Raw genomic sequence first — 25457 nt, forward strand, 5'->3', positions numbered from 1 at the left:
ATTGCCGCATCGGAAAAAATACCATGCATCAAGGTCAAAAAAATTCTCAATTTCGCTCTCATGACCGCTCTCCTCTCTTAGTAATAATAACTAGGAATAGTATAACATTCCATCTTTTTAGCCGCAATCAATAGGCAAAAAGCCCGAAACTGTCTCAATTGCGGACAGTTCCGGGCTTTTCGCATGTATGCTCTGATATGTGGGTGGTACCTGAACTCTGGCTGGCAACTGCGGTCAGGATGAAAGACCCGGTATAAGAACGTTCCTCCGGTGTGGCTGCCGCTAATCGGAAGACAACGGATAATTTCGGCTTCAACTCCGACTAAAGTGCGCTAATCGGAGAACACAACTCGAAATGATGCCCGAACTCCGGCGAAGCCTCCGTTCACCGGCGAAGCCGGCGTGGTGCTTGTTTTTCCGGAAATATCTGTGTTAGATCTGTCCGAAAGCTTGATCCAGGTCGGCGATGATGTCATCGGCATTTTCGATTCCGATGGACAGACGGATCATGTCCCCGGAAACGCCTGCAGCAATGAGGTCTTCGTCGCTCAGTTGCGCGTGGGTCGTGCTGGCCGGATGGATGACCAAGGATTTTGCATCGGCAACGTTCGCAAGCAGCGAGAATAACTCCAACTTGTCGATCCACTCGATGCCGGCTTGTTTGCCGCCCTCGATGCCGAAAGTGAAGATCGATCCGGTGCCTTTAGGGAAGTATTTGTCGGCAAGCGCCTTGTACTTGCTATCCGGCAGTTCCGGATAATTCACCCAGGATACTTTCGGGTGGTTCGCCAAATATGCAACGACTTTGCGGGTATTTTCGACATGGCGTTCAACGCGCAATGACAAAGTTTCAATCCCTTGCAGCAACAGGAACGAATCGATCGGTCCGATGCAGGCTCCCGTATCGCGCAGCAGTTGCACGCGGATTTTGGTCGTGAATGCGCCAGGTCCCAGATCGGTATAGACCAACCCGTTGTAATGCGCATCCGGCGTCGTGAAGCCAGGATACCTTCCGCTGGCTGCGAAATCAAATTTACCGGATTCGACGACGACTCCGCCCATTGTTGTGCCATGTCCGCCCAGGAATTTTGTAGCGGAGTGGACCACAACATCGGCGCCGAATTCGAACGGACGGATCAGGTAAGGTGTACCGAATGTATTGTCCACAATCAAAATGATGCCGTGGTTATGCGCGATTTCAGCGACTTTTTCGATATCGATCAGGTTGGTGCTCGGGTTTCCGATCGATTCGATGAAGATGGCTTTCGTCTTTTCCGTGATGGCAGCTTCGAAGTTAGCCCCATCTTCAGGATCCACAAAAGTTGTTTTGATGCCCAAATTAGGCAAGGTCGCACTGAATAGATTGTAGGTGCCGCCGTAGAGCGTGCTGGCCGCGATGATTTCATCGCCCGCATGCGCAACGTTCAGGATAGCGTACGTGATAGCAGCCGAGCCTGAAGCGACTGTAACTGCGGATGTGCCGCCCTCAAGCGCCGCAACCCGTGCATCCACGACTGCTGTTGTCGGGTTCGTTAAACGAGTGTAGACATTTCCGGCATCCGTCAAAGCAAAACGGCCGGCAGCCTGTTCCGCGCTATCGAAGACGAAGGCGGTAGTTTGGTAGATAGGCACCGCACGGGCTCCGGTAACGGGGTCCGGCACTTGGCCTGCATGTACTTGCAACGTTTCAAAACTGTAATTTTTCTCTGTCATTTGTCATCTTCCCCTTCTGATTTCCGATTTATTCTTGCATAGCGGTTGCTCTTGGTGTCATTGTCGATTAGCCGAGGTTGCTTCTGTTCGTTTCTCTGATTTTGCAAAAAGAAAAAAGCCCTCGTCCCTATATTCCAATTGATTGAAATACAGGGACGAAAGCTCTTCGTGTTACCACCCATGTTCGTAGGGACCTCGCGATCCTTACCTTAAAAAGTACGCAAGCTGCCGCTTGTTATACTTCTGTGCGCTATCGTGCACAAATCGAAGCAACACTATCCGCATTGCTTTGCTCCGAGACCATCTTCGCTTTTTTTCATCATACCCCTTTTCACCTGCCGGGGCTCTCTGGAATGACGATTGAAAGGTACTCTTCTCTTCATCGCTCTTCTATTAGAATTTAATTAAATATACCATCCGTTTTTAACCTTGTCAAACATTTTATCAGATTGAGCATATTCGATTTGTTTCGCGAGGGCATGCTTTATAATTAGCACAAGGGGTGATTAGAAATGAAATTGACATTTACTGAAAATGCCACGCAACGACTGGAAAAATTGGGGATGACCAAAGAACTCTCTTTGTACATGAGCACCATCTACGGCTGCGGCGGACCGGACAGCAGCATGTTCACAATCCGAGCGTATGATGAGGGAAACCCGAACTACGACACTGTTTTGGACACCAACTTTGGCGCCGTCAAAGCCACAAAGGACAGTCTGCAGCAACTGGATGAGGACAACATCATCGATTTCAATGACAGTAGCTTCTCTTTCGTCCTGAAAAGCAACCGCGGCCTGCTGAACCCGAACATGAACTATGAAAATATGAAGTTGAAAAATTGAGAGAAGCGGCAATAGACTAAGTGTCCATTCCTTCCGACAGCAGTTCCCGGCGAAGCATGATTTCGCCGGGAACTTTTTTAAACAAGCAAAAATACTAAAATCAGTAGTACAAACCAAGGGTATGGTCAGCGCTACTGATCTTAGTACATTTAATGTTCCTCTTGCTCTGAAATGAAAAGCTCGTTGGCTGAGTCGTCCCTTGTGGGGATTGCCGAAGACATTTATTCAGCCTCGTTTGAATCACCTTGTTTCATTGCTGCAATTTTAATTTGAATACTTTCCATTGTTTCCTTATCCAATGGGTAGAATTTCATGAACGTCAATGCAATGAGTGTACCGACTAATGGCAAAACAGAAATCATTACAATACCAGCCATGCGCAATTGTGGCGAAAGTGGCGTGTCAGCCGTTGGATAAGCTTGCGCAAATCCTACAGCGGCTAGGATCCAACCAATGGACATTGGCGCAAAGGATGACGCGACTGAGTCGGTCAAGGAGAACATGGTGCTCAACATTCCGGAAACATAACGTCCGGAAACACTTGTTTCGTAGTCGGAAACATCCGCAGCCATTGTCAAGGCCAAGCCTGACGGAGTGGATGCGAATCCTTTCGCACAAGCAAAAACGACTGTGAAGGCAACTGTCCATAACGATAGGTTAGAGAAGCTCAGGTCACCTGGATTCGCAAAGAAAAGCAAGCCGCCTAATAGGACCAATGAAACAACGGCACCCTGCAAGTAACGGACATAAGAGTAACGCAACCCTCTTTTTTGAGCAATGGTTGCCGCAAAGGTTGTAAACAAAAGGTTAGGCAAAATCAGCACTAACGAGATTGTTCCTGATAAGCCAAAGTTACCGAAGATGATACCGAACAAGATCATCAACACAACTTGATCGCCGAACATTTGCGCATTGAACTTCACAAAAGCTGCTGCCATGGTCAACATTTGCAGAGGTCGGTTGCCTTTGATGATTGCCCAGTAATCTTTGAACGACGTTTTGGTCGTTTTTTCGCCAATTCCGAAGAATTGTTTGTTGTCTTTCTGGGCAATACCAATAACTGCCAAAATTCCTAAGATAGCTGAGATGATCATGACTCCTGGGATAAATACTTTGAAAAATTCCGGTGTGAAACCGCCGTATTTTGGCGCTAAGAAGTTTGCAACCACAATTTGACCACCCGTGAACAATAAAGTCGTTACCCAACCATCAACGATATTGAAGATAGGCCGTTGTTTTGGATCATTTGTCAAAGCAGCTTGACCGGCTTTTGTAACCGTCGCTTGCAAGGAATAACCGATTTTGTGCACGACTAACGCAAGCAGGAAAATCGGAATTTTCATTCCTTCACCCATTCCATGAATATTGAATAATATCAGGAATGAAATAACAGTAATAATATTGCCTAGAACCATGATGGGACGATATTTGCCGAATTTAGTATCCGTTTTATCAATCAAAACTCCGATAGCCGGATCAATGACGCCATCAAAAATACGGATGTACCCCATAATTTGACTGACGAATAGCGCGGTTAAGCCTACAAGACCTGTGGCATAGTAGACGACAAAACCAAAAGCGAACAAATAAATATTTGTTGATGAGTTATTCAAAGTGAATAACACGATCTGCCAAAGTTTAGCGCGATTGTATTTCGTCTCTTCTTGAAGCGTTGAAGTATTTTTTGACATAACAATCCCCTCCATATTAATAATTTCAAAATTTCTTCACCAAATTCGATTATCACATTATGAAACTAAGTTATAATATATAAGGAAATGATACCATCGGAAGTAAGCGGTTACAACTTTTTTATTGTTAATACTTTGTGAACGCTTTTTTCTTGGAAAAGTGATCTACACCTGCTTTTGACAATGAATATAAAAAAAACTGCCCCCATATTACGGGGAGCAGTCTGTGAAACTATTTAAATGTTTTTGTGTCGATTGTAGGCAGCCGGCACGTGTGGGTAACGATCGTAAACCTCTTCAAGATAATCTTCTTGAATCGCCATTTCCTTAAGTAAAGTTGGAAAATCAATTGCATCCACCATCTTATTCAGCAGTACCATTCCCTCTTCTGCCATGCGGTCTCGCGTTTCAATATCAGGTATCGCAGAGGTTGCCATATGGTCTGAATGTTCCTTGAAATAATAACCTGTTGCTCCCGATTGAAAGGCTTGGGCACTTAGGTTACCGAAAACTGATGGAGTCTGGGTAACTGGTTCTGCATAATCACAGCTCAGCAATATATCATCCAAACGATTACGTAACTTGTAAGCCCCAAGAATCATCTTATCCAAATTGAGCATCATCTCTTTCGGATCTGAAAAAACGCCGGATTTCTGGGCGGTTATCATGCCATCAATATAGAGGATGGCTACGCCTGTTTCATCAAAGAAATCACGCACAACCGGATTCATTGAGATATGAGCTGGGCCGTGCAGACTAATGAAGATTTGCTTTTTGAAGCCTGATCGCAATAAGGACTGTGCCAGACCCTGCAGCATATCGGCACTTTCCCTAACGGTTAATTGGATGGTTCCCTTGCCTGAGGCGGTTGCCCCTGAATAAATATACGGGACATGCGGAAGGACAAGTGAGTTTGTCCTTTCTGCCATCAACAAGGCAATCCCCTCAGCCAATATTGTTTCGCAATCCAATGGTAGGCCGCCATGGAGTTCGGTTGGTCCAAAAGGCACGATGATGACATCGCTCTCCTTTAAGTAAGCCTCCACTTCATCATTGACCAAAACATTCAATAAGTGACTTCTTAATTTCATAAGTGCACCTCGCTATTATGCTCCTGGTTAATCATTTTTCTTATCAAATTCCTCAAGTCTTGCCAGACGAGCTGAAGTCATCGCCTCACGTGTTTCATCAGTAATGTTCCAAATGAATTTGAATGAAACCCATGATAATAAAGCACAAACGGCTGGACCAACAAGGTTCATTAGAACTAATCCTTCAACAGCTTCAGCTGATTGCGCTTGACCAGCTTGAGCGGCCTGTTGGCTGTAACCAATCCAACCAATCATCAAGACAACAAGGGATTGCGCCAACATTTGGCCAAGACGTCTTGTCAGCGAGAAGTTACCGTAGATGGAACCTTCGGAGCGTTTGCCAGTGATGTATTCGTTGTAGTCAATGGATTCTGAAACAAGACCCCATTGAAGTTGAACGGACATCAGCATGAAAGCAATACCGACGCTGGCAGAAACCATGTATAGGACTGGTGGCAAGTCACCCACTAATTTCCAGAAGTACAAGCCAATAAAGATAGCGGCACTCAATAGTAAATAAGTACGGATTACTTTAACTGTAGATCCAATGAATTTTACCAAGTATGGAGCGATAAGTAACAGCACTACTGGTAACCCTTGACCGATTAATGCAGCAGTTCCCATTAAACCAATATCACCAAATACATCGCCATAAATATAAGGAAGCGTTGTATTGAATAAGGTTGAACCAAAAACGATTACAATCGAGTGTAAACAAAGTGACAAGAACGCTTTGTTTTTAGCTAATGTAACAAAAATATCTGAGAATTTTGTCGGTTCTGCTTGTTCTTCTGCGGCAAGTTTCGCTGCAGCATTCCGTTCTTCAGTTCCCCAATAGTGGAAGAAGATCAGTGCACCACCTAAGATAGCCGCGAAGATACCTGAAACCATATAACCGGTTGTGTTTTCACCTAAACGTGCAAGAATCAACGGTATAGACATTGAACTGATCAGACCACCGACTGTTGATCCCATACCACGAGCCGAAGATAAAGTAGTTCTTTCTCTATCGTTTAAGGCCATTACCCCAAGAACTGATCCCATGGCAATGTTCATCATAGTGTAACCTAATTCGTAGATAACTTTTAATAGAAAAATAGCTACTAAACGCATCATACCATCAAACATTGAAGGTACGGAGAAGAATGCAATCAGACCGATAACAATCAATGGAATAGAGCGCAACATCCAAGGACGGAACTTATCTTTTTGGCCCTGTGATTTAGAGAAGGACTTATCCATGAAAGTACCCATCATCGGGTCATTGACCATATCCCAAATATTCCAAACGAGCAACAGTACAGATAGTGTTGCAAATGGTATGCCTAATACGTTTGTAAGATATCGGTTCATGAATGTTCCGATCAAGACTAGGGTAGCAACCCCACCGGCATCTCCGGCACCATAACCCAATTTATGCTTCAGGGTTAGACTGCTTTTCATTTCGTTTGCTGAATTTTGCTGCTTGACAATTTTTTCTTCTGCCATCAGATTTCCCTCTTTTCTCTATACTAATTGGTGAACTATTCTATATAAGTTGAATTTGTATTTTTCAAATCAGCTAATTATCCTACTAAGGATCATATTATTAAATAAGAGAAGATGAGCCCGATAGTTTATCATCATCATCTTCTCGGGCTGCATGATAGAGTTATTTTTGGTGTCTAGTTTAAGCTAACTATCCACACAATCGCTGACATTATTATTTTTCCTCTTGATCAAAAATGAAAAGCTCGTATCTTTAGTCATTCATTGCAGGGATTGTATTAGGGATTGCTTGAGGCATTTCTGCATCACCATCACTTGGATCACCTTGTTTCATTTCTGCAATTTTTATTTGAATGCCTTCCATTGTTTCTTTATTCAATGGGTAGAATTTCATAAATGCTAGAGCAATCAGTGTACCGACTAAAGGCAAAGCTGCAAGCAATACAATACCAGCCATGCGCAATTGTGGCGAAAGTGGCGTGTCAGCCGTTGGAAATACTTTTGCAAAACCTACAGCGGCTAAGACCCAACCAATCGACATTGGTGCGAACGATGATGCGACTGAGTCGGTCAAGGAGAACATGGTGCTCAACATACCGGAAACATAACGTCCGGAAATACTTGTTTCGTAGTCGGAGACATCCGCTGCCATCGTCAAGGCTAAGCCTGTTGGTGTGGATGTAAATCCTTTCGCACAAGCAAAAATGATTACGAAGGCAACTGTCCATAAGGATGGGTTAGAGAAGCTCAAATCCCCTGGGTTTGCAAAGAAAAGCAAGCCGCCTAATAGGATTAATGAAATAACGCCACCTTGCAAGTAACGAACATAGGAGTAACGTAACCCTCTTTTTTGAGCAATGGTTGCTGCAAAAGTAGTGAACAAAAGGTTAGGCAAAATCAGCACTAACGAGATTGTTCCTGATAGACCGAAGTTACCAAAGATGATACCGAATAGGATCATCAACACAATTTGGTCACCGAACATTGCTGAATTGAACTTCACAAAAGCTGCTGCCATTGTTAACATTTGCAAAGGTTTGTTGCCTTTGACAATTTCCCAGTAATCTTTAAATGATGTTTTAGTCGTTTTTTCACCAATACCAAAGTATTGTTTGTTGTCTTTTTCCGCAATACCGATAACTGCCAAAATTCCGAGGATAGCTGATATGACCATAACTCCTGGGATAAACACTTTGAAGAATTCCGGAGTAAAACCGCCATATTTTGGCACTAAGAAGTTTGCGACAACAATTTGACCACCAGTAAACAATAAAGTCGTTACCCAACCATCAACGATATTGAAGATAGGACGTTGTTTTGGATCACTTGTCAACGCTGCTTGACCGGCTTTTGTAACCGTCGCTTGCAAGGAATAACCGATTTTATGCACGACTAACGAAAGTAAGAAAATCGGAATTTTCATTCCATCGCCCAGGCCATGAATATTAAATAAGATCAAAAATGAAATAACAGTAATAATATTGCCTAAAATCATAATGGGACGATATTTGCCGAATTTTGTGTCTGTCTTATCGATCAAAACGCCGATAGCCGGGTCAATTACCCCATCAAAGATACGGATGTACCCCATAATTTGGCTTACGAATAGTGCGGCTAAACCAACAAGGCCCGTCGAATAATAGGTGACAAACCCAAAAGCGAACATATAAATATTTGTTGATGAGTTATTCAAAGTGAATAAAACGATTTGCCATAATTTGGCGCGATTGAGTTTCGTTTCACTTAGAACCATTGGATCATTTTTTGACATAAAAATCCCTCCATATTATGAAATTTAGCGCTTACAAAACAATCTTTATTATCGCATTGTGAAACTTGGTTGCTTATAAAATAATTCGCAGAACGTTTAATAAAACTCGGTTGTAAGAACTAAGGAAATAATACCATCGACGGTAACCGGTTACAACTTTTTTATTGTTAATAATTTGTGAACGCTATCATATTTATTTGAATAAGTGTGCTGTGATGGCATCCGTTAAATTTTCAACCTCCTCTTGAGCATGCTCCTGTGTCCATTTTGATACTCTTCGATGAAGTTTTTTTATATTCGGTATTGACAAATCCGCTTTCATAACTATTCTTTGGGAAATGGGCAAAAAAAATAAAGAAGATGATCCCGATTGCGTATCAGGATCATCTTCTTTGGGTTGCATGATGCAGTTTTATTCTTCGCCTTCGTCGAACTGGCTGTTGTAGAGGTCGGCGTAGAAGCCGCCTTTTGCCAGCAATTCTTCGTGACTTCCCTGTTCGACGATGTCCCCGTTGTTCATGCAGAGGATCAGGTCGGCATTCTTGATGGTGGATAGGCGATGCGCGATAATGAAGCTCGTTCTGCCTTGCATTAAGGTATCCATCGCTTTCTGGATCAGCACTTCCGTCCGCGTATCGACCGAACTTGTCGCCTCATCCAGGATCATGATCTGCGGATCGGCAAGGATGGCCCGCGCAATCGTCAACAATTGTTTTTCACCTTGCGAAACATTGTTGGCTTCCTCGTTCAGGACCATATCATAGCCATCCGGCAACGTTCTGACAAAGTGATCCACCTGTGCTGCTTTCGCGGCGGCGATGACTTCTTCGTCCGTCGCATCCAGCTTCCCGTAGCGGATGTTTTCCATGATGGTTCCGTTGTACAGCCACGTATCCTGCAGCACCATCCCGAATTCCGTCCGCAGATCGCTGCGTGTGAAATCGGTAAGGTTGTGGTTGTCGATGTAGATGGCTCCACCCGTCAAGTCGTAGAAACGCATCAACAATTTCACCATTGTTGTCTTGCCGGCGCCGGTAGGACCGACTAACGCGACTTTTTGCCCTTCTTTGATATCCGCAGAGAAGTCCTTGATGACCAGATGTTCCGGTTCATAACCGAATTTGACGTGCTCGAAGCGGACATTTCCTTTGACATCGGCCGTTGCCATCTCGATTTTCGCTTCGGTCACTGTCTCTTCTTCCTCTTCCAGGAACTCGAAAATACGTTCAGAGGCAGCTACCATCCGTTGCAATTGACTCCCCACTTGAGCGACTTGCGTCAATGGCTGCGTGAAGTTGCGCACGTATTGCAGGAAGGCTTGGATATCCCCGATCGTCATATTTCCGGCAGCCGCCATCGCGCCACCCATGATGCAGACAACGACATACCCAAGATTTCCGATCAGGCTCAATAAAGGCATCATCAAACCGGAAAGGAATTCGGCCTTGAAGCCGGCTTCGATCAAATGATCGTTTTCTTTGTCGAAAGCGGCAACTGATTTTTCTTCCCCGTTGAAGGCTTTCATGACCACATGTCCGCCGTACATTTCTTCGACATGGCCATTGACCGCACCCAAGTATTTCTGCTGGTTGGCGAAGTGCTTCTGCGACTTCGACATGATCAGCATCAGAAGCATCATGGAAACGACCAGAACGCCAAGGATGACGAGCGTAAGCGGCCAACTGATAGTAAGCATCATGATGAAGACACCCACCAGCGTCGTGATCGATGTGATGATCTGGGTTAAGCTCTGGTTCAGGCTGGTATTCAGGGTGTCCACGTCATTCGTGATCCTGGAAAGCACATCCCCTTGGCTGTTCTTGTGGAAATAGGCCAGCGGCAATTTGTTGATTTTCTCCATGATGTCTTTGCGCAGTTTATAGGAAACTTTTGCGGAAACACCCGACATCAGAAATCCTTGCAGATAAGAGAAAGCGGCACTCAGCACGTAAAGGCCCAAGAGCCCCAACAGTACTGTCCCGATGTAATCGAAATCGATTTCGCCGGATCCGCCTGTGAACTTCAGCATGACGCCGGCGACCAATTTATCGATGGCCAAAGCCATGATTTTTGGTCCGACAATCCCAAACAGGGAGGCGGCGACCGCCAATATGAAGACGACTGCCATCAGCCATTTGAAGGGCGACAGATAGGCAAATAATTTTTTGAGTCCGCCTTTGAAGTCCTTCGCTTTCACGACCGGCGCGCTCATGCCTGCCATCGGACCGTGGCCTCCGCCCGGACCGCCTTGCGGTCTTCTTTGTTTCATTTCGCTCATGCTAATTCCTCCTCTGAAAGCTGAGATTTAGCAATTTCTTGGTAAGTCTCACAATTTTTCATCAATGCATCGTGAGTCCCTATCCCGACGATCTTGCCTTTATCGAGGACGATGATCTGTTCCGCATCCATGATGGTGCTGATCCGTTGCGCCACGATCAGGACGGTTGCGTTGTCCGTGTAGGCATGTAATGCAGAACGCAATGCCGCATCCGTTTTGAAGTCCAATGCCGAAAAGCTGTCGTCAAAAATATAGATCGGCGCTTTTTTCACCAACGCGCGGGCGATGGCCAAACGCTGTTTCTGCCCACCGCTGACGTTGCCGCCGCCTTGTGCGATGGCTGTTTCGATGCCGTCTTCCATCTCAGAAACAAAGTTTTTCGCTTGGGCGACTTCAATGGCTTTCATGATGTCCTCCATCGAAGCGTCGTCTTTTCCGTACAAAACATTCGAGGTGATGTCTCCGGAGAAGAGCATGCCCTTTTGCGGCACGTATCCGATGTTGCGGCGCAGATCGGCCTGCGTCATTTTCCGGATGTCGATGCCGTCGATTTCGATGGCGCCGTCCGTCACATCATAAAAACGCGGAATCAGATTGATCAAAGTAGATTTACCGGAACCGGTCGAGCCGATGATTGCCGTCGTTTCGCCTGGTCGAGCGGTAAAGGAGATATTGGATAACACATTCTCGCTCGCCTTCGGATAATGATAAGAAACATCTTTGAAGGTGATGAGGCCTTCATTCTTTAAGCTCGGTTGCGCATCGATTGGATCAGTGATGCTCAGATCCGTATCCAACACTTCCCCGATCCGTGTTGCAGATACAGAAGCACGCGGCAGGAAGATGAACATCATCGAAATCATCAAGAATGCCATAATGATTTGCATCACATATTGGATGTAGGCCATCATGTCCCCGATCTGCAGGGCAGAATCAGCAACCTGCTGGCTGCCGAACCAGATGATCATCAGCGAAACGCCATTCATGATGAGCATCATCGCCGGCATCAAGAGGGACATCAAGCGTTGAACAAAGCGGTTTGTGTAGGTATAGTCTTCATTGGCGTCGTTGAAGCGGTTTTCTTCAAACGGTTCATTGCCGAAAGCGCGGATGACCATCATGCCGGAAAGGTTTTCGCGGCTGACCAGATTCAATCTGTCCGTCAAGCTTTGCAACACTTTGAACTTCGGCATTGCAATCGCCAGGATAATCATCATGATGCCGACGAGGGCAATGACCGCAACCGCGATCGTCCACGCCAACGATACACTCTTGTCGATCGCCATGATCAGACCACCAGTGGCCAAAATCGGTGCATAGCACAGCATGCGGATACCGATCGTGATCAGTTGCTGGATCTGCTGCACGTCATTGGTCGTACGCGTAATCAGGGATGCGGTCGAAAAGTTATCGAACTCAGTGTTTGAAAAACTTTCGACTTTAGCGAAGACATCCCTTCTCATCCGACCAGAAACTTTCGAGGCGATCCGTGAAGAGAAATACGCGACCGCTACGGATGCAACGGACACCGCGACTGCGATGGCAAGCATCTGTGCGCCTTTCGTCATAATGTATTGGTTCTGGAGCGCATCCATATCCGCTCCCAGATCTTCATAGAAGAGTTTCGTGAACAAGATCCCGATTTGGCTGTAGAGCATCGGTTCGGCAGCCGCGGCAACGTCCATGGACGCCGTGAAGGCTTCCTGCGGCAATTGCTGCAGTTGCGGCAGCAGCGCGTACAATTGGTTCATATCGACGTCCTCGAAGCCGCTCTCGGCATCGACTGCAGCATCATTCCCTTGCTGTCCGCCCATTTCTTTCATGAACGTCACAAAGCTGTAGCTTGCCTTGCTGAAGATGCTCTCCAGCGAGGACAATTGTTCCGGATCGGTTTCATCCAGCACGTAGATATCCGTTTCCTGGCTCTCAGGGAATTCTTCGCTGTAGGCCTCGGCTTCCGCCGATCCGCCCTCAATCAGTTGGTAGCTGTTCTGGAACGTTTCCTTATCTTCTTCATCCATGAACAGCGACATGAGCGCGAAGCCATCCGACGGCAGCGCTTCAGGGGCTTTCTGTTCGACGCCTCCATTCTGGATGCCGGTATTGACGATGTCACTCATCAGATTCGGCAGGCTCAATTCCCCGATTGCCTGACCGAATAAAATCAGCAGGCTGATCAGTATCATGCCGGCAAAAGGTTTTAAGTATTTCATTATGACTTTCATATGCAATCCCTTTTCTTTCCTAATTTATTTGTATTCTTTTTTATGCACATGCCCGTGGACACAGCCGCCTTCCAGGTTGTGCAGCATCCTTTTGAAGCATCCTTCCAATACATCCAGTTCATCTTCGCTGAAGCCTTCGAAAACTTTTTTGTTGGCTTCATGCAAAGCCCGCTTCATCTCTTCCGATGCGGCGATGCTTTTTTCGGTCAGATGAATACTCTTGGAACGGGCATCCTTCGAACTGACCGTGCGTGTGACGAATCCCTTCGCCTCCAGTCGTTTGATGATTCCGGTCACGGTCGGATTGGAAAGGTTGAACCTCTCTTCGATATCTTTTTGGATCACTTCCTCGTCGGCATGGCTCTTCAGATAAAAAAGGACATGGATCTGGGACGTGGTCAGATCGATTTTGCCCACCATACGGTTCACTTGCTCCTTGAATTGGTTATGGAGCATCGGAATATAAGCTCCCATCATCTCGCGTGATATCAAGTCATTTCCTCCTTTCCGGAAAGTTTTACATAGCGCGCTATCTATTATCGCATTATCATTCCATATGTCAATAGAGATTCGACACGATACAAGCCAATTTCGGGAAAATTTAATATAATGGAAGAAGCATCAAATGAATTAGAAAGAAGGTCCGTAAATGGAAATCACACCCACTGTCCGAAGCCGGCTGATTCACCTTTGCCAGGAACATGCGTATGTCGTCGAAGACTACCCTTTCGATGACCCAAACTGGACCGTCATGCGCCACGAAGGCAACCGAAAATCGTTCGCTTACATCTATGAACGGAATGGTGAAATTTGGTTGAACGTCAAGAACACGCCGGAACGGAACGACTATCTGCGCGAGACGATTCCGGAAATCATGCCCGCCTACCATATGAACAAGACTCATTGGATCACCTTGCGGCTCGTCTCCGAGGAGCTTTATCCGATCGCAGACCGCATCATCACAGAGAGCTACCGGTTAACGCAGACGAAGCCGAGGAAAGGATGAATCGCAGACGCTCCCGCTTTGAAGTTTCTGGCAGCGGTGCTACACTCATCCTAGACGGAACATCTTTCTAAAATTGGGCTTAACGGAAATCATGTTTCACAATGACTTGTAGGAGGGGTAACATGAAACAAGAAGAAAACGGAAATCGTATTCCGAAGTTCGCACATTCCTATTGGAGAGAATTTGAAGCAATCCCCAGTTTCCCGGCTTTACAGGAAAACATAACGATGGATGTCGCTATAGTCGGCGGTGGCATCGCCGGCATTGTCAGCGCCTATCTGCTGGCAAAGGCAGGTAAAAAAATCGTCTTACTGGACGCCGGAAAACTGATTGACGGTGCCACTGGCTACACTACCGCAAAAATAACGGCCCAGCATGGCTTGCTCTACAGCGAATTCATCGAAACGATCGGTGCAGAGCAGGCAAAGCTCTATTATGAAGCGAACAGCACCGGACTGAAGTTCATTCAACAGACGGCTACCGAATTGGGAATCGCTTGTGATTTGACGGTCCAGAATGCTTTTGTCTATTCGGAAACCGAGCCGGGCAAACAACAAATCGAAAAGGAAGCAGACGCATATAAAATGCTCGGCATCAACGGCGGATTGGCGGCAAACGAAGTGGATTTGCCGTTTGACGTCACCGCGGCAATCGTCATGCGCAACCAAGCCCAATTCCATCCCGTCAAATTCCTTGCGGGACTGTTACGGGAAATCGAGCGGCTTGGCGGTAGCATTTATGAACAGACGCGCGCCATGAAGATTGAAAAAGAAGACCGCCCGCTCATCCAAACGGAAAATGGGATGCATATCTCCTGCGATAAAGCGATCATCGCAAGCCATTACCCCATCAACAGCTCCGACGGCCTCTATTTTTCAAAACTTTCCGTCAACCGCTCCTACGTGATTGCAGTCCGGACGGAGGCCAAAATCCCGACAGGCGTCTATCTCAGCGCGGAAGCACCGAAGCGTTCCATTCGCGCAATCCCCACTGATCAGGGCGAAACCCTGCTTATGATCGGCGGTGATGGACATCCGGCTGGCCGAAGCAAAACCAACATCCTGGAGCATTATCAAAATTTGGCGAACTTCGGCGAAGCCCATTTCGGAATCAAGGAAATCCCATATCGCTGGTCCACCCAGGATTTTGCCACGCTCGATAAAGTGCCTTATGTAGGTATCATGACCGCCTCCTATGATCATATCTTGGTTGCGACAGGATTCAACAAATGGGGGATGTCAAACGGCGCCGCAGCCGGCATGATACTGGCGGATCGCATCCTCGGCAAAGACACCCCTTATGCAGAAGTATTTGACCCGACCCGCACAAAAATGGAAAAAGCGGACGTCGAGGATTTCATCAAGGACAACGCAGCTGTAGCAAAGGCTTACATTGCCGGGAATTAAAAAAAATAGCCGAAACGGCCGATGATCTTGAAGCGGATGAAGGCGGAGTCATTAAAATCGATGGCAAAAAAACAGGCGCATACCGCGACGAGAACGGCCAACTCCATTTGGTAAGCACAACCTGTTCGCACTTGGGTTGTACAGTAAGATGGAATGATGCCGAACGGTCTTGGGACTGCCCTTGCCACGGCTCCCGCTTTAATTACGATGGGGATGTGCTGGATGGCCCTGCCGTGCATCCCTTAAATACACCGGATACGGAGTGAACTTTGTCAGGATGTCGGAAAAAGACTGGGATGCAGCCGTATATTATCTCAATGCTTTCTTAGTGCTTTGAGGCGGAAGACTTCTTTCGGAATGATTGTTAAAATACGGCTTCAACTTCTCCAGCTCGGCTTCGTTGAGCGGCCGGTAGCTGCCCGGCGGAATCAGGAACCGTAAACCCAAAGTCTGAACCGACTCAGGATACCCGCCATCTTACCCATAACAAAATAACCCTTGCCGCATATATGCAGTGCGGCAAGGGTTGTTTGTCGTGCTAAGGGCGCCCACGATTGGCTAGTCAAAAAAAAATGGCCCGCATGACATATAAATTCGGAGCGTCTGGAAAGCGGCGCGGATGCCCCATGCTATGCTGCTGAGGATAACTTTCCAATTGGCCTCCCTGGTAAAACAAGCCCACAAAAGCGAAAAAATGACCGATACCCCTCAAAACTGCGGATTGTCCGAAAGACGTTCGGAGTCGTCGATAATCAAAGGGCAGTTCTTGGCCTAATCCAACTTACGGCAGACCGGATCGCACTGGCTTCTGACGCCCTCCGTCAGTTGAATCATCCTTTGCATCTGGAGTATGGCATTAATGTATTTAGTTGGCCGCTGGTTTCCGACCCCTTATTGGGGAGTTGTTTCTTAACACAACGAGATTAAGGACCGCAAAGGCAAGATGATAAACGGGTTCCCGACCCCTTATTGGGGAGATATTTCTTAACTATCCGTTGGGAGATAGACAAAGCAAAACATGGTGGGTTTCCGACCCCTTATTGGGGAGGTGTTTCCTAACAAAACGTTTCTTGCGCTTTAAGAAAGTCGTTAAAACGTTTCCGACCCCTTATTAGGGAGATGTTTCTTAAAGAGTACTGGAATGATGAAGACAACGGCATGTGGGAGTGTCCGCCCCCTTATTGGGGAGTTGTTTCTTAACTCTGTCAGCTGAATCCATTGGGGAACGTGGGGTGAATATGGCATTTGCGGGAGGGTGCTGAATTTTCGGATTGTTTTCATGAGCAGCTTGTGGATAAGTAGGCCAACCCCATGTCGCTCTAGTTGCGGGAGCCTTCAAACAAATCGAGTATTTTCCAAACGGATTGTCCGATTATTGAACAACAAACAGACAAACCAATCCAAACAACATATTGTCATTATACCACAAAAGCTGTCCCGATCATCACACTTAGGGGCGTCTGAACCGAAATATCGCTGAACTACCTGACATTGAATCTGCCGTTTCCGTCCTGGCGATCACTGATGATGCTACAAGAACGTCACTTCGGTTTGTCCCATTCCGACCGCTGTTTTGATCCCCAGTCCGGCAAAATTTGCAAAATCCCATAACAGGTTCATCATCAGCAATTCATCCTCATCCCCCTGCAGTTCCAATATCATTTCGCCTTTGAATGCCGGGATATTCACTTTTTCCAATGGGAAGCTGCACTTTTCGATTGCGTGATGCCGGATGCTCGTTTGATCAGCTAAATGCTCCCAGATCTTTTTGGGGAAGCGGATGGTTTCCTGGACACTACCCAACCTCATGGCCAAACTGCGGTAGCAAAGTGACAGGTTGGGTTCCTCCAGGTAAGTATTGTAGCTTTTGAATGAAGCCGGGCTCGAAAACGCAACGCGAACCTTATTCGATGGTTCCCCTTTCCGAGATTGCATACAGTACCATTCATAATAGGAAAGATTGTCCGAGGATTCTTTCCTGACGACGCGAAGTTCGATTTGCTTCTGTTTCAAGTAAAAAGTGTCCATTTTCTGATACAGAGATTCCTCAACATAGCCTGCACATTCATCCGTAAGGGCATGAATCGTCCATTTTAACGCATTTTCTCCGAATTCCAATTTTTGGTGAAATTCCGCAACAGATGTTTTATGCAGATGTTCCGAAAAGGACGCAGGCAGCGCATGCATGATGACGCCATGAAAGAGCGATGCGCTACGATAATCCAGCTCAGTTCCTCCATCCCATTCGCAATAAAAATCAAAACGCTGCATTTTTCTGCCTCCCTTTCCAGTCCGCTATTCTTGCAATGCCTGTTTCAGCTTGCTGATTTTTGAAGCCATCTTTTTGCTTGGCTTTTTCCAAATGTCTTCCGCTTTGAACAATTCCGCAACCGCCTGAACCAATTCCCGGTATTCCAGGATGCTGTCGATAAATTCATCCGATTTCACTTTAGTGTCCAGCAGCTGCTTGTCGGTATAGGCTTGTTCGATCATCGCGGACGTTTGGTGCACAAATCGTTCTTCTTCAGACATATCCGCAAGCTTTTCTGCTTCTTTCCGTTCTTCCTCTTGAAGCCTTTTTTCTTCAGACTTTTTTTGCTCTCTATCGAGTACGGCCTGCTTCTTCAGTTCCTGTTCTTTCACGATTTCCATTTTGGCATTCCCGTCTATCTCGGCGGAAAATCTTCCGTAACCGATTGCTGTTTTGGCGCCCAATCCATACTCATCCAGGGCTGTCGCCAGCCAGAAAGCTACTTCTTCCAGAGCAGGTTTGGATTTATCGCCGTCCATGCTTACGATCAACGCAGCTTCTCCCAAAAACTTCACCCTCATGAAGTTAATGGGGTTTGTATTTTCGCCTTCAGTCAGCATCCCGGTATCATAGTATTTCATATTGTGCGATGTCATGATGTCCGGTTCGACGATCAGCTCCGGAAACAAGACATCATGAAAGGTCAAGCGGCCCTTTTCTCGATTGGCCCCGTCTTCCACTTCAACACCAAATAATGACTGCAGATTCCTGTCATTCAACTGCTCCTTGCTTCCGCCGAATGCCTCCAAGCACCAAGTATGGAACATGCCCTTTATGCCCGACCCAGCAAGGAACGGGACGCCATATGTGCCATGCAAGGTAAGTCCGGTCTCTGTCACGTGCGGCTCACCCAAGCCCGAAATATAAGGGGATGTGGCCTTTACCTTCAGGATGATGTACTCTTGGCCCATCTCACTTATGGCACGCAGATAATCTCTTTGGTGGAAGTCAAGTACGCCTTTTTGGACTTGCGAGAGCTTGATTTTTTTTACTTCCCTTTTCCCGTTCTGAACCATTGTAAACGGGTAGCTGAATTTATCTTTCCCCTTTTTGTCGGTAATCACCCCTAAACGGTAGGAAAGTTCATAGGAAATATTTTCGGAAATACCTGTGGCTTCTGAGAAGAGCCTATCAAGAGAGGCATTCGTGTATACTTTGCTCATGTCGTTGCCAGCTCCTTTCAGTTATCTCGTTCTGGCTACGGAAAAACGCTTCAGCCATTCCAGATAAGCCATGATTTCTACTGTTAGCGTCCGATAGTCAGCCGACTCCAATGCAATCGTCGCTTCCATCAAATCGTTAGCCTTCTGTTTATCCAATCCCAATCTTTTTTTGGTATCGGATTGCATCACCCAGCTGCTCAAATGTTTATAAACGATTTGGTATTCCTTTTTGTTCGCAGACAAATAGAACGCCAAAGTCTGAGCGAGTCCATTCGTCTTGATCATCATCGGCATTTTTCGGATGTAGGAGACATAGTGCACCAATTCTTCCTGGCTTAATTGGTGCACCTTCTCAAAAGCATCTTTTGCTCTTCCGTTCTCGATCATAACGATTCACCCCCGGAAACACTATTGCGTTTCATCATGCCTCTTCCGATGGTGCTGTTCCCACCAAGCTGAAGGACACCCGGTAAAGATGCGTTGACAAACTGTTGGACTTCAGCAGCTTTTAATGAAAGCGTGATTTCCTTCTCAGATGCTGCTTCTTTTGTATTCTTTTTTGTATCCTTATAGTAAAAAATGCTATATAAGACGCTCTCGGAAGGCACGTTCTCTTCATAGAACAATGCGCCATCTTGCGTTACGCCTGTTTCCGGATTGATGCGGATTCTGGTGGTAATTTCCGTGGAGAGTTGGACGAATTGGGAAAATTCGTCATCCGGGATTATCGCCAAACGGTCTTTCAAATAGCCTTCCAGCTGCATCGCGTCATCCAAAGCCGCCGCAATCACTTTCGCCGGACTGCTTTCCTCAGCTGTGAAAGTATATTCCTGAAGAACAATTTGCTGTTGCGTCAGCAAAGCTTTGTTTGAAACCAGACAACGATTATCCTGAATCGTGACTGCTGGGAAGTCCAATGGTGCCTTGCCGTCGAAATACGCGTTCTGTTCCTGAACGAAACGGTTCAGCACAAACGGAGATGTCACGAATGTGAAGACACCTTTCAGTGACTGAACAGGGAACAAAAGGATCCTTGCTTCAGAGATGGTGACCGCACCAGTCTGTATCAAATCCCGATCATCCGGATTATTGCCGAATACTTTTTTGAATAGATCGGTATTCTTTTCTTTCTGATAGACGGCATCGCGGATAGCGCCTTTCAGGGATGAACTTTCAACTTTTGGAAAAGAAGTATGTTGTTCTCTTTGGATCGGCAAATCCACTACCCCTATCGCGCTGCCACTGCCTACATGCAAGGGGCTAAGCGCCCGAAATAAATTCAATTCTACTTTTGTCTCCATCTTTTTACCCCTCTTCGATTAGATTAACTGGACTTATGATTGCTTTTCCGTAACCTTCTTCTATACCTGCATCAGTGAAAGCTGTTTCTCGCAGCGTTGCGAGAAAAGCATCGCTGTTGGTCTCCGGGACTCTTACGATGAATGAAGTGCCCGCAGCCAACATCGTGTATCTTGTTTTCGGTCTTTTGCGGGCCATGTCCCATCCTCCGCTTAGTTGCGGACGTCCTATCGCAGACTGTATCCAATCTGTGCCTGTGAACCTGAACTGATTCGTATCTTTATCGATCAGTTCTTTCGTTACCAGGCTCGGTGTCAACAAGGTGATTCTGACGAGACCAGATTCCTTGCCCCCTTTAACCGTCTCAGGATTATCGCTTAATTTTTTGAGTTCTCCCTGGAATTCAGGTACCTCTTCAATAGACCATAGCGTCCCTTTGTTGCCCATGCTCACCCTTTTTAGGCTGCTGGGCAATTCAGCCGCGATGACGATGCTGGCATCAGGTGCCAGCACGTTTCTGGAATACTGATACAGCATGCCATCTTGGGCTGTACGAGTGGCTCTGTTCAAATAAATGCCCGTCTTGGGCTGTTCCTGAACAAAGCTCCCAAGAGGAAGCACTTCCACCGGTTCGCGTTTTAGTACCAGCTTTTCCCAATCTTTGACCGTGACCCATTTTCCTTCTGCTGATTCCGATTTCTTGTTGCTCACACCGACTAATCGGTACTGGGCGCCATCGCTTTCATAACCTTTTCCTTTTTCCAGTTCTAATAAATGGGCCTCCAACTTGCCATCTTCCTTCCGGATGACCTGGCAGTCTTGGGGCAGCGGAAGATATAATGTCTTCCCTTTTGAAAGATAGATCCCCTTCAACCGAAGTTTTCCATGACTGGTAGGCGTGCCGATTTCATTCGCATACTTCCCGTGGTTGAAATCTTCCACATTCCCATATTGTTCGATCCAATTCCCTCTTAAGGCGCCGTAAATCGTTTGCGGGTTAGGCGGGAAAATGCCCGTTGCGAATGTATTCTCTCCCGATGAAAATTCACCGTTGCCCCTGAAGAAGAAGGCATCATACGTAGCTAGTTTGTACATTTTCAAGAACCTCCTCCGCGGGCGCTAGTTTGCTGAAATAACGGATCATTTCCAGCAATTGAGTATAGGACAGGAAGTCGCCTTGATGAATGAAGTACAAGGATGACAACTGGTCTGCAAACTCTCTGATCTTCCCTTTCGTCTCTGGATCGGATTTCGCTGTTGCGTTTCCGATCAAACGGTATAGTTCACTGCGGATCATTTCAATTTCCGCTCCGTTTTGGAAAGGCATCTTGCCTTCGTTTACTGATTGAGTTGTTTTATTTTTTGACTGCTTGAAATTCCATTCCATTGCAACATGTTTGAAGACATCCTCAAAGTGATAGATGAAATTCGGGCTCAACCCTAACTCCTGCCAAACATCAGCCAAACCCAAAATCCAGGAGATCAATTTCTTATCGGGCAGGTTGAACCATGCGGGAGCCTGATTCGGCATTCTAGCTGAAAACGGGAGCGTCACAATCCGCTGCTGTCCGGAACCCCTCAGAAAATGCAGCGTAAAGGCATCCTTAGCGGCACCGGTGGCTGCATTTTCATAACCTTTTGCCAAAGCTTCTGCCTTGCGACCATAGGAAATGACTTGTTGCAGCGGCGCCTTCTCGGGAGCGATGATGATGCCGCAAGATCCCGTGGCATCTTTATCCAGCCCATTCTCTGGATCGGAGAACATTTCCCGAACCTCTTCCACAAATCTCATGACATTCAGGATTGACCCGATGGCCAGAACGTCATCCCCGCCGGAATAGATAACTTTCATATTCTTCTTCCCTTTGGCTTGGGCGATGCCCGCTGCCGAGAACTTGCTGAGCCGTTCAGTGATGGCCTTATTGCCCTCAATGGTGGCTTTTTTCGTCGGTGATTTAGCGCCGCTCACCCATTTGCCCATGTCATCGCCGTCAAACATGACGACTGCGTAATAACGCTCCTGATCGCCGCTGGCTGTCATCCCAATAGGATTGCCGCCTTCATCCAATTGTTCCGGCTTTATTTTCGCCATTGTGAAGGCCGTTACGGAAGGGAAAGGCTCAAATTGAAGAGCTTTTCTCCGCATTCTTTTAGTGCTGCACACTGCGCAAAGGTGTTCCCCCTCTTGGGATCTGGAAACGTCATTCTGTATATTTCCCCATAGCTTCCTTAAGTCAGCCTTCAGCTCCCCTTGGGACATTTCGGCTGTTGGCGATTCAGCTGACAACGCCTCTCTTTGTTTACAAACTGTACATACTAAGCCATGCTGTTGTTTGAAACTGATTGGTCGATTATTTTTCACGGAAGCCAGCATGGATTCAACCTCCAAACGTTTTTCGTGAAAAGCCCCTCTGTTTTCAAACGGCACAAATGCCCAAAAAATTTCCAAAAAATCGGAAACCTGTTCTTCAACTTGTTCCCATACGGATGCCGGTAAAACTTTCCCTGCGAATAACAAACCGACACTCGCTCTAGCCACTTCGGCTAAATATTCCGTCAATCCGGATTCAACCCTGTGCAGCTTTTCCTTTGTTTCCTCTAATGGTGATGAAACGATGCAGATGAAGCGATTCGGGAAACTTGCAACCTCTCGATTCTCAAGAACCGCCGCTTTCATCGGTTGCGGTTGGATCCATTCCACCGACTCCGCTCCAAAGATTTCCTCCATCAAAGTCATCGCTTTTTGTGTCAGTTCCGATAGGATGTAACTGCCGCTCCAAAGATCTGTTGTTTTTCTTGCCGATGCAATAAACGACTGTACCGGCCCAATGCTGAACGCTACTAATTGTTCCATTGATTTGACCACATCCTATCTCATTTTATGCAATCCCTCTTTGATTGTTTGTTCATAATGATGTTTCGCATCCAGGAATCTTTGGGATTGACTCTTTTCATGGTGAATTTCTGAAATGATGACTGCATAGCCGTCCGAAAAGGCATAGAGCGATGTATGCAGCGGCGCCGGGAAGCGCGGATTCATCGCTCCAAGTGCCCCTTCGAATTTAGTATGAGAATCATGGGTGGCTTCGCGAATAACAGCTAAAATATCCTTTGGACTACTTTTCAGTCCCATAACCAGAAGCGTCGTTTCAAGCCAGTAAGGCCTCTGTGGTTGCCCCGGAAGACTATGCCTTCTTTTGATGCGTAGTTTCTTTTCGTCGACTTCTGTTTCCGTTCCGAGGATTTTTGCAATCTGCTCAATCTTCCTTAAATAATCCGTGGGAGTGTTCAATATACGATTGGCTAATTTGAAAGAACTTGCGCCGTGCCTTCCCCTCTGCCCAAATCCCCCCAAAAGGACAGCTCCTTCAAAAGCAGCTGCGCCGAAGACTAAATTGGCTTCTTCCGATTTTTTTGAGGAGACCGCTATCCGCCACTTCGTTCCTTCCGTAAATGCATTTACAGTAAACGATTTTGAATGAGAAGGTCGAAATGTTCCATTTCTGGCACTGAATACCTTCTCAGTGAACCAGATTTTGGATTTTAGCGAGGTGCCCTGAGCAGAACCAAAAAGCGCGCGTTCCTTCTCTTGCATGGCCTTTGTATCTGTATCGGATCCCAAAACACGATACCAATATCGGGTCATACCTTTAATCGAAGCCAGCCTCGCCTCGGATTGACCCGTGTCCGCCCCGTGAATCGTGACGGGCGTGATGGCCTCCAGTTCATATTCTACGGATTGGACAGCTGAAACTTGTTTCTGAATGTTTTCCATATCCTCTCACCTTCCTGCCCCAACCAAGGCAAATTCTCGTTCGAAATCGATTACGTCCTGATAATGTTCTTTGATGAATGCTTCCAACTTCGCTTCGCCGATGACATGCTCGTTGGTTCCCGCATGGTTAAAATTATTCCGATAATCGTTCAGATTATTGTAGGTGTTATTAAAAAAGGCTTGGTTTTCCTGAATAATCGCCGCAATCCGTTCTTTATCCGATTCCTTCAGTTGGCTTTTTCCGACAGCAGCATCCAAATTCTTTACGAATGCAGCCAGATCGCTTTTCCTGTCTTTTTTGATGTCCTCATACTTCAGCAGCAGCGAGATGGCATAGCGATTGTTTCGGCTATTCTTCTTCACTTCAAAATGTTCGCAGAATACCGTAATGACACTTTCCAGCATCAATGTTATCGATTGTTGATACAGTCCGTATCTTACGCACCATTTGATCGCTGCCCCATAATAATCTGCATTGCTTTTTGCCTGCTGGAAGTCGTCAAAGATGAAAGAGAGCTGTTCTTTGATTTTGATGTAGGGATATGATTTCTCGGAGCTCGACGATTCTATTTTATCGATCGCCGCCTTGGTAAGAAGCCAGGAATCTTTTACATCGTGCAATCGGCAGAACGCGATCGATTTGGTCAGCTTCTGCACTGCGTTCCCCAAGCCGAACATCCTCAACAAATCTTTCGAAAGCGGGTTATTCGCTATTTTTTGCACTTCCATATGGTTCTGCTTTTGCTTGGCATCCAGATCAATGAGCAGAGAGGGATTCCCAGTCTGCTTGAGGGAGCGTACCGCATTGCTCCATTCTTGCAATTCCAGGATGCTGGTCAGGTCGACAAATGGAGACAGTTCCCCTTCGCCCTTAAAATTGCCGTAGTAGACCGCCTCGATGTTCATGTTTTCATTAAACAACAAAGCCAGTTCTGATGAAACCAAAGAAATCAGCGGAATCGAACGAAAGCCGTGCGTCACATCAAATACGATCGAATCTCCCGGAGCCATATGACTGTCGATTTTTTCGAAAAGAAGCCAAGGTTTTTCACCGAATGATTCATCATAATAAACCCACTTAATCGGCATCTCACCCAACATTTCTTCGAAGGCCTGACCGTTCTTCGCCTTGGATTCTTCCGTAGCAAAGACTACAATTTCGCCAAAGGGATCCTGCTTTATTGTTGCATAATAGTTGATCAAATATTCTTGTGTGAATTTTGATGCCATAACATAATCGGCATTCTGATACATCGTTTCCAAATATCTGCCGGTACCTAAAAAACAAAACAGTTTTTTCATGCTGACCTCCTGCCATCCTCATCCGTCAAAAGAAACTCGATACCCTATCGAAAAGAATATATAAAAAAATCGGCCCTTATCTTAATGATTGAC

At 46.3% G+C, this 25457-nt stretch carries 20 protein-coding genes; 4 read left to right on the forward strand and 16 right to left on the reverse strand.

Annotated elements, in window-relative coordinates; all coding sequences use genetic code 11:
• Positions 1 to 432: 432 nt before the first annotated feature.
• On the reverse strand, positions 433 to 1713 hold the full coding sequence (locus ACKPBX_RS05120) for an O-acetylhomoserine aminocarboxypropyltransferase/cysteine synthase family protein (RefSeq protein ID WP_086626784.1): 1281 nt from the start codon (positions 1711 to 1713) through the stop codon (positions 433 to 435).
• A 512-nt stretch (positions 1714 to 2225) separates the two neighbouring features.
• Between ACKPBX_RS05120 and ACKPBX_RS05125 the strand changes: the two genes are divergently transcribed.
• Entirely contained in the window at positions 2226 to 2558 is a 333-nt protein-coding gene (locus ACKPBX_RS05125) for an iron-sulfur cluster biosynthesis family protein (protein ID WP_119092307.1), read from the forward strand.
• 221 nt (positions 2559 to 2779) lie between these two features.
• Here the strand turns inward: ACKPBX_RS05125 and ACKPBX_RS05130 are convergent, their stop codons facing one another.
• From ACKPBX_RS05130 to ACKPBX_RS05160, 7 genes are all read right to left on the reverse strand, one after another.
• Entirely contained in the window at positions 2780 to 4249 is a 1470-nt protein-coding gene (locus ACKPBX_RS05130) for an MFS transporter (RefSeq protein WP_319996172.1), read from the reverse strand.
• Between the two features lie 236 nt (positions 4250 to 4485).
• Positions 4486 to 5340, reverse strand: a complete 855-nt coding sequence (locus ACKPBX_RS05135) for a creatininase family protein (RefSeq protein WP_319996173.1) — start codon at positions 5338 to 5340, stop codon at positions 4486 to 4488.
• A 27-nt stretch (positions 5341 to 5367) separates the two neighbouring features.
• Positions 5368 to 6828 carry an MFS transporter gene (locus ACKPBX_RS05140; RefSeq protein ID WP_140185416.1) on the reverse strand — a complete coding sequence of 487 codons (1461 nt, stop codon included), beginning with the start codon at positions 6826 to 6828 and terminating at the stop codon, positions 5368 to 5370.
• Between the two features lie 253 nt (positions 6829 to 7081).
• Positions 7082 to 8599 carry an MFS transporter gene (locus tag ACKPBX_RS05145; RefSeq protein ID WP_319996174.1) on the reverse strand — a complete coding sequence of 506 codons (1518 nt, stop codon included), beginning with the start codon at positions 8597 to 8599 and terminating at the stop codon, positions 7082 to 7084.
• Between the two features lie 412 nt (positions 8600 to 9011).
• The gene (locus tag ACKPBX_RS05150) at positions 9012 to 10877 is read right to left on the reverse strand and encodes an ABC transporter ATP-binding protein (RefSeq protein WP_319996175.1); all 1866 of its coding nucleotides are present in this window, start codon (positions 10875 to 10877) and stop codon (positions 9012 to 9014) included.
• Positions 10874 to 13102 (reverse strand): ABC transporter ATP-binding protein, encoded by a 2229-nt coding sequence (locus ACKPBX_RS05155; RefSeq protein WP_319996176.1) that lies wholly within the window; start codon positions 13100 to 13102, stop codon positions 10874 to 10876. Before ACKPBX_RS05155 ends, ACKPBX_RS05150 begins: the two co-directional genes overlap by 4 nt.
• A 24-nt stretch (positions 13103 to 13126) precedes the next feature.
• Positions 13127 to 13594, reverse strand: a complete 468-nt coding sequence (locus tag ACKPBX_RS05160) for a MarR family winged helix-turn-helix transcriptional regulator (protein WP_319996177.1) — start codon at positions 13592 to 13594, stop codon at positions 13127 to 13129.
• Positions 13595 to 13751: 157 nt separating this feature from the next.
• Between ACKPBX_RS05160 and ACKPBX_RS05165 the strand changes: the two genes are divergently transcribed.
• The 3 genes from ACKPBX_RS05165 to ACKPBX_RS05175 all read left to right on the forward strand — a co-directional run bounded on the left by ACKPBX_RS05165 (position 13752) and on the right by ACKPBX_RS05175 (position 15780).
• Positions 13752 to 14108, forward strand: coding sequence for an MmcQ/YjbR family DNA-binding protein (locus ACKPBX_RS05165; RefSeq protein WP_319996178.1), 357 nt, complete (start codon positions 13752 to 13754; stop codon positions 14106 to 14108).
• Between the two features lie 122 nt (positions 14109 to 14230).
• The gene (locus ACKPBX_RS05170; RefSeq protein ID WP_319996179.1) at positions 14231 to 15514 is read left to right on the forward strand and encodes an NAD(P)/FAD-dependent oxidoreductase; all 1284 of its coding nucleotides are present in this window, start codon (positions 14231 to 14233) and stop codon (positions 15512 to 15514) included.
• A gap of 56 nt (positions 15515 to 15570) precedes the next feature.
• Entirely contained in the window at positions 15571 to 15780 is a 210-nt protein-coding gene (locus tag ACKPBX_RS05175; protein WP_407702587.1) for a Rieske 2Fe-2S domain-containing protein, read from the forward strand.
• Between the two features lie 1264 nt (positions 15781 to 17044).
• Here ACKPBX_RS05175 and cas6 read toward each other — a convergent pair.
• Genes cas6 through ACKPBX_RS05215 form a run of 8 tightly spaced genes read right to left on the reverse strand, consistent with a single transcriptional unit; the run spans position 17045 to position 25364 of the window.
• Positions 17045 to 17785 (reverse strand): CRISPR system precrRNA processing endoribonuclease RAMP protein Cas6, encoded by a 741-nt coding sequence (gene cas6 / locus ACKPBX_RS05180; RefSeq protein WP_319996180.1) that lies wholly within the window; start codon positions 17783 to 17785, stop codon positions 17045 to 17047.
• A gap of 24 nt (positions 17786 to 17809) precedes the next feature.
• Positions 17810 to 18988 carry a type III-B CRISPR module RAMP protein Cmr6 gene (cmr6, locus tag ACKPBX_RS05185; RefSeq protein ID WP_319996181.1) on the reverse strand — a complete coding sequence of 393 codons (1179 nt, stop codon included), beginning with the start codon at positions 18986 to 18988 and terminating at the stop codon, positions 17810 to 17812.
• A gap of 21 nt (positions 18989 to 19009) precedes the next feature.
• Positions 19010 to 19375 (reverse strand): type III-B CRISPR module-associated protein Cmr5, encoded by a 366-nt coding sequence (gene cmr5, locus ACKPBX_RS05190; RefSeq protein ID WP_319996182.1) that lies wholly within the window; start codon positions 19373 to 19375, stop codon positions 19010 to 19012.
• Positions 19372 to 20289, reverse strand: a complete 918-nt coding sequence (cmr4, locus tag ACKPBX_RS05195) for a type III-B CRISPR module RAMP protein Cmr4 (protein WP_319996183.1) — start codon at positions 20287 to 20289, stop codon at positions 19372 to 19374. Before cmr4 ends, cmr5 begins: the two co-directional genes overlap by 4 nt.
• A 4-nt stretch (positions 20290 to 20293) precedes the next feature.
• Positions 20294 to 21382 carry a type III-B CRISPR module-associated Cmr3 family protein gene (locus ACKPBX_RS05200; RefSeq protein WP_319996184.1) on the reverse strand — a complete coding sequence of 363 codons (1089 nt, stop codon included), beginning with the start codon at positions 21380 to 21382 and terminating at the stop codon, positions 20294 to 20296.
• The gene (gene cas10, locus ACKPBX_RS05205) at positions 21360 to 23141 is read right to left on the reverse strand and encodes a type III-B CRISPR-associated protein Cas10/Cmr2 (RefSeq protein WP_319996185.1); all 1782 of its coding nucleotides are present in this window, start codon (positions 23139 to 23141) and stop codon (positions 21360 to 21362) included. The genes ACKPBX_RS05200 and cas10 overlap by 23 nt, the downstream gene beginning before the upstream one ends.
• A 15-nt stretch (positions 23142 to 23156) precedes the next feature.
• Positions 23157 to 24062, reverse strand: coding sequence for a type III-B CRISPR module RAMP protein Cmr1 (gene cmr1 / locus ACKPBX_RS05210; protein WP_319996186.1), 906 nt, complete (start codon positions 24060 to 24062; stop codon positions 23157 to 23159).
• Positions 24063 to 24068: 6 nt separating this feature from the next.
• A complete protein-coding gene (locus tag ACKPBX_RS05215; RefSeq protein ID WP_319996187.1) occupies positions 24069 to 25364 on the reverse strand; it encodes a CRISPR-associated DxTHG motif protein in 1296 nt (431 codons plus the stop codon).
• Positions 25365 to 25457 lie beyond the last annotated feature (93 nt).

The sequence above is a fragment of the Trichococcus shcherbakoviae genome, assembly GCF_963666195.1.
GTDB classification, from domain to species: domain Bacteria; phylum Bacillota; class Bacilli; order Lactobacillales; family Aerococcaceae; genus Trichococcus; species Trichococcus shcherbakoviae.